The organism is Kribbella sp. NPDC049584 (assembly GCF_040675555.1).
GTDB lineage: Bacteria > Actinomycetota > Actinomycetes > Propionibacteriales > Kribbellaceae > Kribbella.
Genome location: NZ_JBFAPF010000008.1, coordinates 354,849 through 370,328, shown reverse-complemented (window position 1 = coordinate 370,328; position 15,480 = coordinate 354,849). Strand labels below are relative to the sequence as shown.

Sequence of the window (15,480 nt, the reverse complement as noted above, 5' to 3'; positions counted from 1 at the left end):
AACAGCCAGGAGGACCAGTGACAACCGCCACCGCCATCCAGACGATTGAGCGCCGACGCGTCCGTGTCTGGTTCGGTGAGCACGTCATCGCCGACTACAACGCCGAGCCGGCGTTGGCCGAGCGGTACGCAGACGCCATGAGCCGTCGGTTCGCCGGACTCCGGGTCACCAACGACCCGATGCCGGCCGTCGACAAGCTCCCCGACCCCCTGCCCGGCGAGCGTATGTGGGATGTAGCACCCCGCTGAGGAAGCCGTGCATCTGGAGAAGGGCATCCGGCGCCTTTCGCGTTCCGTATCTCACCAGACAACCCACCCGGAACGTGGCCCAGGTCGAGAACCTCACCTCGATCACATAAAGGCACCGGTGATTGGGCGGCAAGCGAGCGTGGGCGTTCTGCCCCTCGCTTGCCGCCATTTCTCTCGATGAGCACTGCTCTTCAGCACACTGCGCCTGAGACAACTGAATACACCTCATCGTTCGCACCGGATCCCCCAGGTCCGGTGCGAACTTGTTTGTCTCAGAGGTTCGCGTAGTACTCCGGTTTCATCTGGATGAGCTGGACGTAATTGCCGTCCGGGTCGATCAGCGTCGCGAACCATCCGACGCCGCGATCCTCGGGATGCACCAGCCAGTCGACGTCGAGCGTGCGCAGGTGCGCGGCGGCCGCCTCGATGTCCTCGACGCCGAAGTTCACGATGTGCCGCCCCGGCTCGGCGGTCTTCGCGGCGACGTCGTCGCGCTGCTCGATCACCAGCCCGAACCCGCCGAGGTTCAGATTCCCGTATCCGTCGACCTCCGCCTGGAACCCGTCGCGGTACCACGCCTTCAACCGCTCCGCGTCGGTACTGCCGATCAACATGCTGTTCAGAACAGGCTTCGCCACGATCTCTCCCTTTTCCACGGACCACTGTCGTCCGGTACGTCGGAACCAGCGCGTCGCTCTCGACATGACCTGCTCGACTCCGATGATGATCAGATGAAGTTCACCGCCGAACTGCTCTCCACCGGAAGGAACACGGCCGGCTTCGAGGTGCCCGAGAGCGTCGTCGAGGCGCTCGGCGGTGGCGGCCGGCCGAAGGTCAGCGTCACCGTCAACGGGTTCACGTTCCGGACTTCGATCGCGCGGATGGGCGGGCGGTACCTGCTCGGGTTCAGCGCGGAGCGGCGTACCGAAGCGGGCGTCGCGCCCGGCGAGATCCTCGAAGTCGACGTCGAGCTCGACACGGCTCCGCGAGAGCTCGAGGTGCCGGAGCCGTTGGCCGCCGCGCTTGCTGCGGATCGTGAGGCGTTCTGGGAGACGCTGAGTTACAGCAACCGGCAGTGGCACGTCTTGCAGGTGACATCGGCGAAGACGGACGCCACCCGCGAACGACGGATCGAGAAGTCGATCGGAATGCTTCGCGAGGGCCGGGCCCGCTGACTTGTACTAGCAGTACTCGCGGCAGCCGTTGTCCGCGCCGTACGTGCGGTGTGTCTTGGCGACTGTGCTGACCGGGGAGAGCTGACCGCCGTGGTGCCAGCTGTTGAGGAACTGCTGCGGGGCCACCGCGCCGCGGCGGATCCACCACACGTTCGGCTTCGTCGGCCAACTGATACCGAAGTGCAGGTGCGGCGGGGTGACGCGCGCGCTGCCTGTCTTTCCCGTACGGCCTAGGGTTTGGCCGGCGTGGACGCTGACGCCGGGGCGGATTCCTGGTGCGATCGCCGACAGATGTGAGCCGTAGTACCTGACTCCGTCGACACCCACGATGGATACCGACAGTCCGCCGCGGTCGGGTCCCCGGTTGGTCTTCGGGTCCCAGTTGTCGACGCGCGTCACTTCGTCGACGCGGCCGTCGATGGGCGCGACGAACAGGCAGCCTACGTTCGCGAAGATGTCCGAGGCTGGGTAGTCGTGGTGGCTCTGTGAAGCGTCCGCCCGGCAACCACCCACAGGAAACACGTACCGCCGTGTCGGCTGCGCGAGATTGCTCGGGCGCTGCGGGGTGGTTGGGTGGGACGGAGTGGTTGGGTGCGCCGTTGTGGCCGGTGGTCTCGTGGTGCTTCTCGGCTGCTGTGTTCTCGTCGGCGTGGGTGTGGCTGACGTCTGCTCTGTGCTCGTCGGCTGTGGTGTGACGGCGGTCGGTTGGGTGCGGTCGAAGACGCCGGCTGCGGACAGCGCGAACAACCCACCGCCGGCGACAACCACCAGCGCTGCGACAAAGACCGCCCAGAGGCGCCGCGTCACGGATACCAGAACGCGTTGACTGCTGCAGACGAGTACACGGTTTCACACGGTATCCCGTTCTTGTCCGCATCCATGCGATCCGGCATGCCGTAGTACCACCAGTATCTGACAGCCTCCGCGTACGAAGCCCCGCGCGCGGCCAAGTCCCGGCAATACAACCCGGCCGACCAGAAGACGACCCCGCTGATCTCGCGCCCGTTCCAGTACGCCGCGACATCGCCACGCGGATACACGGTCTCGCACGGAATTCCGTTGCGGTCGGCATCCATCTGGTTCGGCTGCCCATGCAGTCGCCAGTAGTCGATCGCCGCGACATAGCTGTACCCCTTGGCGTTCAGGTCGCGGCAGAACAACCCGGCCGGCAACGACCGGACATCCCCGGCCGCCGGTGCCGAGTTCGACCGTCCTTTGACCGTCGGCTTCGGTACGACGGTCTTCGTGATCACCGACGCCGGCACCGACGCCACCGGCGCCGGGGCCGCTGCCGACGGCGAGGTGTCCGCCGCTCGCGGCGCCGGATCGTCCTTGGTCATCAGCACCACGAGCCAGGTCAGCAGCACCAGGATGACGCCGACCGCCACCCCTCCCAGGGCTGCCAGCGTCGCGTTACCGCGCTCGTTCCGCCGGTGACAATGCGTGTGCGTATACGGCTCTCCATTCATGATTCCCCCCGCAGGCCATTGAAGCCTCGTCACTCTGTGTTGTCTACAGCTCGGGCCGGAATGGTGTTCATCGGGGGAACATCTGGTGGTCATGCGGGCGGGTGATGATCGCGCGGAATCCGCCGGGGAGAGGACTGTGATGGGGCACTCGCATTCGCACGGGCACGACCACAGCCATGGGCACGAGCACAGCCATGGGCACGAGCATCATCATCCGAATTCCGAGTTGGATCTGGCGACGTTGGCCGCGCTCGACGAATCGGTGCCGGACAGCGACCTGACGCCGACCGAGGTGTCCCGGCGCGGGTTGCTGCGGTCGGCAGGGATTCTCGGGGGTACTGCGGCGCTCGCGGTAACGGGTGTGCAGTTCGCGGCCGCGGCGAACCCTTCGAAGGACGGCTGGATCTTCCAGCACGGGGATCGGCCGGCCGTCTGGCTGGCCGGGGATCACCACATCCACACGCAGTTGAGCTCCGACGGCATGTACCGCGTCATCGACCAGGCGCGCCACGCGACGGCGTACGGGCTCGACTGGCTGGTCATCACTGACCACGGCGGTGCGACGCACGCGCGGATCGGTGTGGATCTGGTCAACCCGCAGATCAAGGCGGCGCGTGCCGAGTTGCGCGACACGCTGATCTTCCAGGGTCTCGAGTGGAACATCCCGGCCGCCGAGCACGGCACGATCTTCGTCGCGCCGGGCAGCCGCGAGGTCGACGTACTCAAGCAGTTCGAGAACAACTACGACGGCAGCGTGAAGAACGCGAGCGCGAACTCGCCCGCCAACGAGGCGCTCGCGGTGTCCGGCATCCAATGGCTCGGGCAGCAGGTCGACAAGCGCCGCGTCGCGGACGCGCTGTTCCTCGCGAACCACCCGGCCCGCAACGGGATCGACAGCCCGCACGAGATCCGCAACTGGCGCGACGCCGACCCGCGGATCGCGATCGGCTTCGAGGGCGCGCCCGGTCACCAGGCCGGCGGCCTCCCGAAGGGCATCGGTACGGCGGGTGCCCGCGGCCTGTACGGCAACGCCCCGAACCCGAACTCGTTCGCCGGCTACCCGCCCGAGAGCTACCGCACCTGGGGCGGCTTCGACTGGATGACCGCGACCGTCGGCGGCCTCTGGGACAGCCTGCTCGCCGAGGGCAAGCCGTGGTGGATCACCGCGAACTCGGACTCGCACGTGAACTGGAACGAGACCTCCCGGCGCCCGGACGGCTCGTCGCAGGAGCAGTTCGACCGCGACGGCCGGTACATGGACCCGGTCTACGGCAACACGGTCAACTCCACCGCGAGCGACTTCTGGCCGGGCTTCTTCAGCCGCACCCACGTCGGCGCCTCCCGCCGCGACTACCTGTCGGTCATGGACGGCCTGCGCAACGGTCGCGTCTGGGTCGACCACGGCGCGCTGGTGAAGGGCGTCGAGGTCGAGGTCCGCGAGGTCGGCAAGCGGTACGGCGAACCGCTGGGCGGCGCACTCATCGTGAAGAAGGGCCGGCCGATCGAGCTCGTCGTACGGATCACCACCCAGACATTGCCGAACTGGGCGAACTTCGTGCCGGCACTGAACCGCGTCGACGTCATCCAGGGCTCCGTGACCGGGCCCGTCGGTGACAAGGACACGATCACCGCGCCGAACACCAAGGTCGTCAAGCAGTGGGACACGTCCGGCAAACGCGGTACGTTCGAGCTTGTCTACCCGCTGGGTCGCGCCGACGAGGCGCAGTATGTCCGCGTTCGCGGCACCGACGGGAACCGTAGCCAGTCCGGATACCTGGGCGCGACCGTGGATCCCGCCGGGCCGAAGCTCGATGTGGTCGGCGACGCGGACCCGTGGGTGGACCTGTGGTTCTACACCAACCCCATTTGGGTGCTGCCCAAGTAAGGAACTCAGTTGTGATCATCGCGATCGATGCCGACAGCTCGGACACGGCTGCTGCCGACCACCTGCTGTACGAGCTGATCGACGCCGTGGACCAACCGGTCGTCGCCCTCACCCACATGGTGTCGGGCGACGACCGTCCGCACGTCGCGGTGTCGCTGACCAGCGCGGCCGATCTCGCCGACCCGATCCGCGCGGTAGTTGCCGACCGCAACGTTGGCCTGGCCGTCACCAGAGCCGGTGCCTCGGAGCCGGAGCTGGCGGGTCCGAGCCGGTTGGTCCGCGGTGCGTACGTCGCCGCGGTCGAAGCGGCGCTCGGTACGACCGGCCGCGTGGTCCGCTGGCCCGGTCACGAGCAGGCCCACGGCGTACTGCCGGCGGCCGAACTCCGCACCCGCTGCGGTATCGATCAACTAGAAGGCATCGGCGGCGTACCCGTCGAGGACGACACCTTGGTCGACACCCTCGACTTCCTCCGCCCGGTACGCCGCGACGGCCGCCTGGTCCTCCAGGTCCAACCCGCCGCCGACAACCTCCTCATCCCCTTCGAACTCCAACACCAACAAAGCTGCTGCGCCGACCACTAGCTGCCGGCGCCGAAGTCGTTCAGCGACAGCTTGTCGCGCGTCGTCCCACAACCGAGACAGCGCTGGTAGCGCTGCCCTTCTTCGTTACGCTCGGTCTTCCACCTGTGCAGATGGAGCCGACATCGAAGCGGCTTCGTCATCCTCCGACGGTAGGCCCGCCCGCCACGGATCGACAGAGCTGGTGAGGGATCGAGGTACCGTCGAAGTATGGCTGGTAAGACCGGCAAGTTTCTCGGCATCCCGTACGACTGGCGGCCCCTGACCGGGGAGCGCCTCAAGTCTCGTTGGTGGAATCCCGAGGACCCGCGCTTCTTCACGCCGAAGGCGCTCGGCTGGGGCTTCGACCTCAACCTGGCTCGGCTGTTCGGCCGGCACGGGAAGAGCTCACCCCCACGCGGGTGAGTCGCGAAGCGCCTCCGGTAGGTCTCCGATCACTCCCAGGCGTTGGGTGCAGCGGGTTAGGGCGACGTAGAGGTCTCGGAGGCCGCGGGGGGACTCGATGACTATGCCGTCGGGGTCGACGACTAGGACCGAGTCGAACTCGAGGCCTTTGGCTTCGCGGGCGGTGAGGACTGTTACGCCGGCCAGGCCGTCGACTGCCTCCTGGATGAGTTCGAGCCGGTTGCGCGAAGTGATGACGCCGACCTCGCCGTACGCCGTCTCCTCGGCCGCCATCTTGTACACGTACAAGGCTTGCTCGGCGGCGGGAACGTCCGCGTGCCACGGCTTCACCCCGGTCGAGCGGACCGATTGCGGTGCCCGCGCCGACGGGTCGACCTCCCGCAGTACGTCGTTGGCCAGCTCCATCACCTCGGCGGGCGTGCGGTAGTTCAGCGTCAGCTCGGCCAACCGCCAGCGATCGCCGAACGTTTCGCCGAGTGCGCTCGCCCAGGAAGTCCCGCCACCGATCGAACTCGTCTGCGCCACATCACCGACCACCGTCATCGACCGCAACGGGCACCGCCGCGCGATCGCCCGCCACGCCATCGGCGACAACTCCTGCGCCTCGTCGACGATCACGTGACCGTACGTCCAGCGCCGGTCCGCGGCGGCTCGGTCAGCCAGCGTCCGGTCGTCGTCCGCCTCGTACCGCTCGGCCAGCGCCTCCGCGTCCAGCAAGTCCTTTGCCGTAAGGATCTCTGCCTCGTCGTCCTCGTCCCAGTCGGTCGAGCCGGAACCGCTCAGCACGTCCAAGGCGCCTTGGGCATAAGCGATCGCACGCGCCCGAGCGGCCCGCTCCCGCGCCGCTTCGGTCCCGTCGTCGCCAAGCAACTCGGCCGCCTCGTCGAGCAGCGGTACGTCGGCCGGCGACCAGTCGTCGCCGTACCTCAACAAGTGTTCGCGATCCAGCTCCGACAACTGCGGCGCCGCCGACGCCAGCCTGGCCTCGTCGCCGTACAGCTCCTCGAGCAGCTTCTGCGGACTGAGCAACGGCCACAGCTGCTCCAACAGAGCCTGTACGGCGGGCTCGGCCAGCACCTCCTTGCGCAACTCAGCCAGGTCGTACTCGTCGAGCAACTGCTCACCGTCCAGCGGATCGGTGCCGATCAGCTCGGCGTACTGGTTCGTCAGGTAGTCGGTGAACTCGTTGAGGATGAACGGCCGTGCCTGGTTGTGCGTCAGGCCGCGGTTACGCACCCGCGCATGCGTCGCCTCGCACACCGCCGGGTCGAGCGTGAGCTCGGTCCGCTCGACCATGACCCGCACCGGCTCCTCCGGGATCCACTGCCGATCGGCGACCGCCTTCGCGATCACCTCGGCCATCACCGTCCGCCCCTTCACCTCGGCGCTCTCCGGCGGCTCCGGCCGGGTCGCGTTCAGCCCCGGGAACAGCTCGGCGATCGTGACCAGCCGGACGCCGTCCTCACCGAGCGACGGCAGCACCTGACCGATGAACCGCAGGAACGCCGCATTCGGCCCGACGACGAGAATTCCGCGCTTTTCCAGCTGCTCGCGATGCGTATACAGAAGAAATGCCGCCCGGTGCAGCGCGATCGCGGTCTTTCCGGTGCCGGGACCGCCCTGAACGACCAGGATTCCGGGCAGTTCGGAACGGATGATCCGGTCCTGGTCCGCCTGGATCGTCTGGACGATCGACTCCATCCGGCCGGTCCGCCGCGCCTCGAGCGCCTTCATCAGCACGGCCTCGCCGATCACGCCGGTGCCGGGCTTGGAGGCGTCGGCCGCCTCGCGACCAAGGTCGAGCTGCTCGTCCTGTACGTCGATCACCCGGCGCAACCGGGTCTGGACGTGCCGCCGGCGTACGACGTCGTGGTTCGCGACGGCGGTCGCGATGTAGAACGGCCGCGCTGCCGGGGCGCGCCAGTCGACCAGCAAGGGTTCGTAGTCCGCGTCGTGCAGGCCGATCCGGCCGATGTGCAGGATCTCGCCGTCGGCGGTGTCGAGGCGGCCGAAGTACAGGCCTTCCTCGGCGGCGTTCAGCCGGGCCTGCCGGAGCTTGAGGTCGCGGATGCGGCCGTCACGCTGGTGCAGGGCCTGCGCGTTGCGGGTATGGACCAGTTGCTCGTCGTCAGTCCGGGCGTCCGTACGCTCGCGCTCGTTGTCGAGCGCGGCGTAGAACGTGGTCAGGTGAGCCTGTTCGGCATCGACCGGATTCGGCAATTCAAACCCCTTGTGTTAAAATACGTCCCGTTGGTTTCAAGGCCGCATTTCAGTCGTTCAGGAAATGACGCGCGCGGCAGCCACAAATCCTTGAGTTTATCCCTTTCCGGGGTTTTCCTGTAGTGGTGTTCCACTCAATCATCCCGCCGTACCTGCTTGAGCAGCTCGAGCGGTCCGCGAGCGATCCCAGCCTTCGCGCCCGGTACCGGCAGTCGCTGCAACATGACGCCGTACTGCGATCGCGCCCAGCCGCCGGCCGTGAGCCCGCGGCGGCAGCAGGCGGCCGGCAACGCTCGGTGTACGACGCCGAGAACGGCACCGACCTGCCCGGAACGCTCGTCCGCGCCGAGGGTGACGATCCCGTCCAGGACCAGACGGTGAACCAGGCGTACGAAGGCACCGGCGCGACCTGGACGCTGTACAAGGAGTGCTTCGGGCGGGACTCGATCGACGGCGCCGGCTTGGCGCTGATCTCGACGGTGCACTACGACCGCGGGTACGCGAACGCCTTCTGGGACGGTGCGCAGATGGTGTTCGGCGACGGCGACGGCGAGGTGTTCGGCAACTTCACGGCGTCGATCGATGTGACCGGGCACGAGCTGACCCACGGTGTCACGCAGTACACGGCGAATCTCGCGTACGACGGGCAGTCGGGCGCGCTGAACGAGAGCATCTCGGACGTGTTCGGCTCGCTCGCCAAGCAGTACGCGCTCGGGCAGAGCGCGGCGGATGCCGACTGGCTGATCGGCGCGGGGCTGCTGTTGCCGGGGGTCCAGGGTGTCGCGTTGCGGTCGATGAAAGCGCCCGGCACGGCGTACGACGACCCGCGGCTGGGGAAGGATCCGCAGCCGGCCGACATGTCTGGGTATGTCGATACCGAGGACGACAACGGCGGCGTACACATCAACTCGGGCATCCCCAATCGCGCGTTCTACCTGGTCGCGGCCGAGCTCGGCGGTAACGCGTACGACGACGCCGGCAAGATCTGGTACGACACGCTGACGTCGGGCGACCTCAGCGAGTCCGCCACTTTCAAGGACTTCGCCGAGGCCACCCAAGCGACCGCAAGGAGCCTCTTCGGCGACGACTCCACCCAGCTGGCGGCCGTCACGAAGTCCTGGCAGACCGTCGGCGTCCTGGATGACCAAACCTCGCTGATGGACGCCGCGAAGTCCTCTCTGGAGCCCTCCACGCCACCCTCGCTGCCACCAACAGACGGATGAGATGGTTTGACCTCGAGTCTTGTTGAGGTATTAGCGTCGCCGTTGTGACTGTTCATCCGCTGCGGCTCGTCGTGCTGACGCGCAATCTCGACAGCGGACGCTTCGGTACTACGGTCACGCGGTGGTTCGCACGGGAGGTAGAGCGGGCGGACGAGTTCAAGCTCGACCTCATCGATCTGAGCGTGCTGCCGCTGGCGGAGCTGCCGGGGCGGATCGGGGACGCGGACGCGGTCATGATCGTCACGGCTGAGTACAACCACGCCTATCCGGGCGACGTGAAGACGGCGATCGACGCGGTACGGCGGCCTTGGTACGCGAAGCCGGTCGGGTTCGTCGTGTACGGCGGGCGCTCGGGCGGACTGCGGGCCGCGGAACAGCTGAGGCTGGTCTTCGGTGAGCTGCATGCGGTGACGATCCGCGACAGCCTGGGATTCCGCGAGGAGGACTTCACCGCCGAAGGCGAGCCGACCGACCCCAGCACCTCCGCGGCCGCTGCGGCGATGCTCCGGCAGCTCGCATGGTGGGCTCGATCACTTCGCGACGCGCGGGCAAACACGCCGTACCCGGAATAGGTCGCCGGGGGCGGCGGTTGGGTGTTCTAAGTGAGCGCCGAACCGATGCCCCTGTCCGTGCTCGACCTCTCGCCGGTGCCGACAGGCACGCGGCCGTCGGAGGCGCTGCACGAGACGCTCGAACTGGCCCGCACCGCGGAAGCGGCCGGGTATTACCGCTACTGGCTCGCTGAGCATCACAACATCCGCAGCGTGGTCAGCACGAGCCCCGAGGTGATGATCGCTGCCGTGGCCGCTGCCACCTCGAGCATCCGCGTCGGGTCCGGCGGGATCATGCTGCCGAACCACTCGCCGCTGAAGGTCGCCGAGACGTTCCGCGTGCTCGGCGGGCTCTATCCGGACCGCATCGACCTCGGCATCGGCCGCGCGCCCGGCACTGACCAGCGCACCGCGCTCGCCCTGCGCCGCAGCCGCGAGGCACTCGGCGCGGACGATTTCACCGAGCAGTACGCCGAACTCCGCGCGTACGTCGAGGGCTTCCCGGCCGGCCATCCGTTCGAGCCGATCAGCGCGCAACCTGACGACGTACCGCTGCCGCCGGTCTGGATCCTCGGATCCAGCACGTACGGCGGTCAGGCGGCGGCCGCCCTGGGAACGGGGTTCGCGTACGCCGGGCATTTCGGCACGCTCGATCCGGCCGGCGTCATCTCGACGTACAAGGAGAACTTCCAGCGCTTCGAGAACGACGGTGAGCCGCGGGCGATGCTCGCGCTCGCCGCGATCGTCGCCGAGACCGAGGAGCGCGCCCAGGCCCTGGCCCGAGCGAACGCGCTGTCCATGCTCCGGCTCCGCTCCGGCCGCCCAGGTCCGCTGCCGTCCCCGGAGGAAGCCGCGGACTACCCGTGGTCCGAGGCGGAAGAGGCTGCTGTCGAGGAATGGGCGGGATTGGTGTCCGTCGGCACGCCCGACCAGGTGGCCGCCGACCTGCTCCGCCGCGCCAACCAGGCCGGCGCCGACGAGCTCATCATCACCACAAACATCCACGACCCTGCCGAACGACGCCGCTCCTTCGAGCTGCTGGCCGTCGCTTGGGGCCTGAAGCCTCGCTGATTGCGGACCTCCCGCACTGACCAACCCCTGGGCCAACGCCTACCGCCCGCCTGCCTGAGCCGCAGCTGGTCGGTGTGCGCCGGGTTGGTCAGTGGTGTGCGTCCGGCATCGCGCGGATGTGCTCGAAGATCAGGCTGGTTTCCGCATGGCTGACGGCCGGATCGGCCGTCAGGTGATCGAGGACGAACTCCCGGAGCGCATCCGGGGTGGCTGCGCTGACGTGCAGAAGATAGTCGTTGGCTCCGCTGACATGGAACAGCGAGAGCACGCCCGGCAACGTCGGGACCTTGGCGCGGAAGCGATCGATCTCGTCGCGCGAGTGCGCGCCGATCCGGATCGCGATCAGCGCCTGCAGCGGCTGACCCAGCGCGCCCAGATCCACGTCGGCATGGAAGCCGCGGATCACCCCACGCTCACGCAGTGACCGCACCCGCGTGAGACAGGTGGACGGCGCGATCCCGGTCGCCTCGGCGAGCGCATTGTTCGCCATCCGACCGTCGGCGGTCAGCAGTTGCACCAGCTTCCGATCGACCTCGTCGAGGCCGCCGGGAGCCGGCCGCGGAGCCGGTCCCGGGCTCCGACGATCCTTCGGCATGCCCTCACTCTAGGGCCCGTCCACAGAATCCACAGCTTGTGGACGACACTGTGGACGAATTTTCTTCGGAACTATTGCGCCAATCTCGCAGAAGATTCCATCCTCTCGGCGAGGAGGCAGCCATGACCCAGCTCGACACCCGTTCGGTCCACGCCGGTCGCGACGACCTGGCCGCTCTCGGCGTCCACGTCCCACCGATCGACCTGTCCACCACGTATCCGCTTCCCGACGTGAACACCGGCGGAGCGTCGTACGACTCGCTTGCGGAGGGGCGGGGGCCGGATGGCGGCAGCCTCGTCTACCAGCGCCTGTGGAACCCGACCGTCGCCCGCTTCGAGAACGCGCTTGCCGAGCTCGAGCACATCGACGGGGCGGTCGCGTTCGGTTCGGGCATGGCTGCGCTCACCGCCTGCTTGCTCGCGAGCGTCGCCGCCGGTCGTCCGCATGTGGTCGCCGTGCGGCCTCTGTACGGCGGTAGCGACCACCTGTTATCCACAGGCCTCCTGGGGACAACCGTGACTTACACACAGCCGAGTGAAGTCGCCGGAGCGATCCGCTCGGACACCGGACTGGTGATCGTCGAGACCCCGGCCAATCCGACGGTGGCCCTCGTCGACATCGCGGCAGTCGCCGCCGCGGCCGGCGACGTACCCGTGCTTGTGGACAACACGTTCGCGACGCCGGTGCTGCAGCAGCCGACTCGGCACGGGGCGAGCCTGGTGTTGCACTCGGCAACCAAATACCTCGGCGGTCATGGTGACGTTATGGGTGGCGTCGTCGCGGCCGGCGTGGAGTGGGTCGGCCGGCTCCGGCAGATCCGCGCAGTAACAGGGGGCCTGCTGCATCCGTTGGCGGCGTACGAACTGCACAGGGGACTGCAGACGCTGCCGGTTCGGGTACGGGCGCAGCAGGCAACCGCAATCAAGGTCGCCGACTGGTTGTCCGCGCAACCGTCCGTGGAGCGCGTCTACTACCCGGGCCTCACCGACCCCCAGGGACTCATCGGGCGTCAGCAATCCGGTCCTGGAGCTGTGCTTGCCTTCACCTTGTCGGGAGGATTCGAGGCCGCTTCCCGGGTCGCCGCCGGCCTGAAGCTCATCACCCACGCCGTGTCGCTCGGCGGCGTGGACACGCTCATCCAGCACCCCGCCGCGCTGACTCACCGCCTGGTGGCCGCCGAGGCCAAGCCGTCCGACGGCCTCCTCCGCCTCAGCCTCGGCCTCGAAGACCCCGAGGACCTCACCGCCGACCTCACCAACGCCCTGACCGCCGCCCTGACCGCCGTCGCCTGACGCTCTTTGGGCACCCGCCAACCATTTCGGGGCCGCTGGAACGGTTGGTGGGTGCCCAAAGTGTGGTTCGGGAATCTGCTCAGGGCAGATCTTTTCGCGAGGGACCTCCGAGGGGTGGCACACTCGGTACAGGACAGCCGGAGCGAGGAGGACCAGACGTGTTGCTACGCCAGGTGATCGGGAACGTCTTCCGCCGCTTGCGGCGCGAGCGGGGGATCACCCTGCGCGAGCTCGCCGAGCTGGCCCAGGTGTCGGTGCCCTACCTGTCCGAGATCGAGCGCGGCCGCAAGGAGCCGTCCTCGGAGATCCTCGCCGCGATCTGCCGGGCGCTCGAGCTCGAGCTGTCGGATCTGCTGTCCGAGGTGCAGTTCGACCTCGCGACCGCCGTACGGTCCACGCTGCCGGTCCGGCTGCAGACCGCCGCGATCCGGGTCGAGGACCGCACCGCGCACCGGATCCCGTCCGGCCCACGTGCGTACTCCGCGACGGCGCAGGCGTTCGCACTGGTCGCTTAGTTGGTCCACTGGTACGAGAACCCGGCCGCGAGGTCCTGGCGTACGTCGCCTGCTCCGGCCGAGGTGCTCGCGTTCCACCAGAGCCTGCCGTCGTACCGTCCTACTCCGCTGACCCCTGTCCCGGCACTGGCCGCCGAGCTGGGAGTCGGCCGAGTGCTGGTGAAGGACGAGTCGCAGCGGCTCGGGCTGCCCGCGTTCAAGGCGCTCGGTGCTTGGTGGGCGATTCACCGTGCGGCGCAGGAGCAGCCCGGCGCGTCTGAGCTGGTGACCGCGACCGACGGCAACCACGGTCGGGCTGTCGCTCGGCGGGCGGCGATGCTCGGGCTGGCGGCGCATGTCTTCGTTCCGGACGTGGTGAGTGGTGTCTCCGTGGATGCGATCCGGTCGGAGGGCGCGGTGGTGACCGTCGTACCGGATTCGTACGACGCCGCGGTGGCCGAGGCTGCGGCGTACGCGGGGGATGATCGGCTGTTGATCCAGGACTCCGCGTGGCCGGGGTACGACGTGATTCCGCAGTACATCGTGGACGGGTATTCGACGCTGTTCCGCGAGATCGACGTACAGCCTGACCTGGTGGTCGTTCCGATGGGCGTGGGCTCGGCGGCGCAGGCGGCTGTGACGCATTACCGGAGCGGTGGAGTGGCTCCGGCCCTCCTCGGCGTCGAGCCGGCCAGCGCGTCCTGTGTCACCACGAGCCTCCTCGCGGGGGAGCTACTCACGATCCCGACCGGCAAGACCGTGATGGCCGGCCTCAACTGCGGTACGCCGTCGTCGCTGGCGTGGCCCGTCCTGCGCTCCGGCCTCGACTACTCTGTGACGGTCGAGGACGACGCGGCCCTGCAGGCCGTGGACGACCTGGGGGCGGCTGGGATCTCGTCCGGACCGAGTGGTGCCGCGACTCTCGCTGGGCTGCGTGCGGCGCGGGAACGGCTGAATCTGATGGAAGACAGCACGGTTGTCCTGATAAGCACTGAGGCGTGCGTATCCAGGTGAAGTTCCCCGTCGATGATCGGGAGTTGTCCGAGCTGCATGCGGCGGCGTTCGAGAGCGAGCCCGAGGTCACCGCCTGGGCCGAGCGGTTGGAGCGGTGGGCGTTGACGTGGGTCGGTGCCTTTAGCAACGAGCAGCTGGTCGGCTTCGTGCAGGTGTGCTGGGACGGCGGTGCGCACGCGTTCGTGCTGGATACCGCCGTACATCCGGACCACGGCCGGCGCGGTATCGGCAAGCAGTTGGTGCTGACCGCGGCCGAGGAGGCGCGCAAGGCCGGATGCGAATGGCTGCATGTCGACTTCGAGCCGCATCTGAGCGCGTTCTACCTGGACGCGTGCGGTTTCCAGCCGACGGACGCGGGGTTGCTCAAGCTCCGATGACGGTCAGCCGTTCGGTGGAGATGCACGACGTCAGGCAGCGTTCCTTCGCGTCGCCGAGCAGGTCTGCGGTCCAAGTGGTGAACCCGCCGTCGCCGAGTCCTTCACCGGCGCGATCGATGCCGAGTGCGGTGCCGGCGTAGTAGCCCGCGCTCTTGGTCCGCTCGGTGTCCTCGGTGAACGCGACCCCGAGCGCCGGCCGGACCGTGTCCTCGATCCGTTCCCGCAACGCCGACTCCTCGAACGTGGTGAACGTGAGCTCTGCCTTCTCGCCGAGTACGTCGTGCCAGAAGCTCAGGTGGTCGATCAACAGCTCGGCCTCCGTCCGGCACGAGCCGCTGTCACGCGCGCTCGACACCAGCACGAACAGCTCGAAGTGCGCGGACATGCCAGGCCCGTCGAACGGCTGCGCCCGTACCACCCGCTGACAGGCCGCCAGATGCACTCGGTCCTGGCCGGCACGACGGCGTACGGCGGCCTCGATCGCCAGCTCGTTGGTGGGGTCGGCGGCGACCTCCGTCCCGCGGATCGTGCTGAGCACCTGGTGCTGGTTGATCGTCGCGATCGCCGAACACGTGCCCAGCGGCGCCACCGGGGACAGTTGGACGCCGTCGAACTTCTCCGGCAGCGCGGCCCACAGCCGCTGCTGGGTCTTCACCAGCTCGCGCGGATCGATGGTCGACGGGCGCACGAACCGGTCCTGCTGCCAGCGCTGCAACAGCCGCGCCGGCGTCACCTTGGCGGCTCGCTCACGGGTCACGTCGAGCAGCACCGACTGCAGCTCGGACTGGCTCAATCCGTCGACGAGGGCGTCACGGCTGCCTTCCGGCAGCTTCGCCCAGAACCGTTCGCTGACCTGTCCCATCGCTCTACTCTGACGGAA

The 15,480-nt window shown here is 68.1% G+C and carries 18 protein-coding genes; 12 read left to right on the top strand and 6 right to left on the bottom strand.

Annotated elements, in window-relative coordinates:
* Nucleotides 1-17 precede the first annotated feature (17 nt).
* Nucleotides 18-248 carry a hypothetical protein gene (locus AB0J62_RS27230; RefSeq protein ID WP_130443046.1) on the top strand — a complete coding sequence of 77 codons (231 nt, stop codon included), beginning with the start codon at nucleotides 18-20 and terminating at the stop codon, nucleotides 246-248.
* A gap of 272 nt (nucleotides 249-520) precedes the next feature.
* Here the strand turns inward: AB0J62_RS27230 and AB0J62_RS27225 are convergent, their stop codons facing one another.
* Nucleotides 521-886: a VOC family protein gene (locus AB0J62_RS27225; RefSeq protein WP_363876949.1), complete on the bottom strand. Its 366-nt coding sequence runs from the start codon at nucleotides 884-886 to the stop codon at nucleotides 521-523.
* 93 nt (nucleotides 887-979) lie between these two features.
* Here AB0J62_RS27225 and AB0J62_RS27220 point away from each other — a divergent pair, with 93 nt between their 5' ends.
* Nucleotides 980-1,423 (top strand): YdeI/OmpD-associated family protein, encoded by a 444-nt coding sequence (locus AB0J62_RS27220; RefSeq protein ID WP_363876946.1) that lies wholly within the window; start codon nucleotides 980-982, stop codon nucleotides 1,421-1,423.
* A gap of 6 nt (nucleotides 1,424-1,429) precedes the next feature.
* On the opposite strand, the gene AB0J62_RS27215 is transcribed toward AB0J62_RS27220, so the two are convergent.
* A complete protein-coding gene (locus AB0J62_RS27215; protein ID WP_363876943.1) occupies nucleotides 1,430-2,230 on the bottom strand; it encodes a peptidoglycan DD-metalloendopeptidase family protein in 801 nt (266 codons plus the stop codon).
* The gene (locus AB0J62_RS27210) at nucleotides 2,227-2,892 is read right to left on the bottom strand and encodes a hypothetical protein (RefSeq protein ID WP_363876940.1); all 666 of its coding nucleotides are present in this window, start codon (nucleotides 2,890-2,892) and stop codon (nucleotides 2,227-2,229) included. Before AB0J62_RS27210 ends, AB0J62_RS27215 begins: the two co-directional genes overlap by 4 nt.
* A gap of 139 nt (nucleotides 2,893-3,031) precedes the next feature.
* On the opposite strand from AB0J62_RS27210, the gene AB0J62_RS27205 reads away from it, so the two are divergent.
* From AB0J62_RS27205 to AB0J62_RS27195, 3 genes are all read left to right on the top strand, one after another.
* Entirely contained in the window at nucleotides 3,032-4,777 is a 1,746-nt protein-coding gene (locus AB0J62_RS27205; RefSeq protein WP_363876937.1) for a histidinol-phosphatase, read from the top strand.
* 11 nt (nucleotides 4,778-4,788) lie between these two features.
* Complete coding sequence (locus AB0J62_RS27200; RefSeq protein ID WP_363876934.1) at nucleotides 4,789-5,361, top strand: hypothetical protein; 573 nt, start codon at nucleotides 4,789-4,791, stop codon at nucleotides 5,359-5,361.
* A 207-nt stretch (nucleotides 5,362-5,568) separates the two neighbouring features.
* On the top strand, nucleotides 5,569-5,763 hold the full coding sequence (locus AB0J62_RS27195) for a DUF5808 domain-containing protein (RefSeq protein ID WP_363876931.1): 195 nt from the start codon (nucleotides 5,569-5,571) through the stop codon (nucleotides 5,761-5,763).
* Here AB0J62_RS27195 and AB0J62_RS27190 read toward each other — a convergent pair.
* The gene (locus tag AB0J62_RS27190) at nucleotides 5,746-7,983 is read right to left on the bottom strand and encodes a helicase (protein WP_363876928.1); all 2,238 of its coding nucleotides are present in this window, start codon (nucleotides 7,981-7,983) and stop codon (nucleotides 5,746-5,748) included. The two genes, AB0J62_RS27195 and AB0J62_RS27190, sit on opposite strands and share 18 nt — an antisense overlap.
* A gap of 125 nt (nucleotides 7,984-8,108) precedes the next feature.
* Between AB0J62_RS27190 and AB0J62_RS27185 the strand changes: the two genes are divergently transcribed.
* The 3 genes from AB0J62_RS27185 to AB0J62_RS27175 are packed head-to-tail and all read left to right on the top strand — an operon-like array spanning nucleotide 8,109 to nucleotide 10,828.
* A complete protein-coding gene (locus tag AB0J62_RS27185; protein ID WP_363876925.1) occupies nucleotides 8,109-9,206 on the top strand; it encodes a M4 family metallopeptidase in 1,098 nt (365 codons plus the stop codon).
* 44 nt (nucleotides 9,207-9,250) lie between these two features.
* Nucleotides 9,251-9,778 carry an NAD(P)H-dependent oxidoreductase gene (locus tag AB0J62_RS27180; protein ID WP_363876922.1) on the top strand — a complete coding sequence of 176 codons (528 nt, stop codon included), beginning with the start codon at nucleotides 9,251-9,253 and terminating at the stop codon, nucleotides 9,776-9,778.
* Between the two features lie 30 nt (nucleotides 9,779-9,808).
* A complete protein-coding gene (locus tag AB0J62_RS27175; protein ID WP_363876919.1) occupies nucleotides 9,809-10,828 on the top strand; it encodes an LLM class flavin-dependent oxidoreductase in 1,020 nt (339 codons plus the stop codon).
* A gap of 88 nt (nucleotides 10,829-10,916) precedes the next feature.
* On the opposite strand, the gene AB0J62_RS27170 is transcribed toward AB0J62_RS27175, so the two are convergent.
* Nucleotides 10,917-11,423, bottom strand: coding sequence for an Lrp/AsnC family transcriptional regulator (locus tag AB0J62_RS27170; RefSeq protein WP_363876916.1), 507 nt, complete (start codon nucleotides 11,421-11,423; stop codon nucleotides 10,917-10,919).
* A gap of 122 nt (nucleotides 11,424-11,545) precedes the next feature.
* On the opposite strand from AB0J62_RS27170, the gene AB0J62_RS27165 reads away from it, so the two are divergent.
* The 4 genes from AB0J62_RS27165 to AB0J62_RS27150 all read left to right on the top strand — a co-directional run bounded on the left by AB0J62_RS27165 (nucleotide 11,546) and on the right by AB0J62_RS27150 (nucleotide 14,600).
* Nucleotides 11,546-12,715, top strand: a complete 1,170-nt coding sequence (locus AB0J62_RS27165; protein ID WP_363876913.1) for a PLP-dependent aspartate aminotransferase family protein — start codon at nucleotides 11,546-11,548, stop codon at nucleotides 12,713-12,715.
* Between the two features lie 158 nt (nucleotides 12,716-12,873).
* A complete protein-coding gene (locus tag AB0J62_RS27160; RefSeq protein WP_363876910.1) occupies nucleotides 12,874-13,230 on the top strand; it encodes a helix-turn-helix transcriptional regulator in 357 nt (118 codons plus the stop codon).
* Nucleotides 13,231-14,223, top strand: coding sequence for a pyridoxal-phosphate dependent enzyme (locus AB0J62_RS27155; RefSeq protein WP_363876907.1), 993 nt, complete (start codon nucleotides 13,231-13,233; stop codon nucleotides 14,221-14,223).
* A complete protein-coding gene (locus tag AB0J62_RS27150; protein ID WP_363876904.1) occupies nucleotides 14,208-14,600 on the top strand; it encodes a GNAT family N-acetyltransferase in 393 nt (130 codons plus the stop codon). Before AB0J62_RS27155 ends, AB0J62_RS27150 begins: the two co-directional genes overlap by 16 nt.
* Here the strand turns inward: AB0J62_RS27150 and AB0J62_RS27145 are convergent.
* Nucleotides 14,587-15,462 carry a hypothetical protein gene (locus AB0J62_RS27145; RefSeq protein ID WP_363876901.1) on the bottom strand — a complete coding sequence of 292 codons (876 nt, stop codon included), beginning with the start codon at nucleotides 15,460-15,462 and terminating at the stop codon, nucleotides 14,587-14,589. The genes AB0J62_RS27150 and AB0J62_RS27145 overlap by 14 nt on opposite strands.
* Nucleotides 15,463-15,480 lie beyond the last annotated feature (18 nt).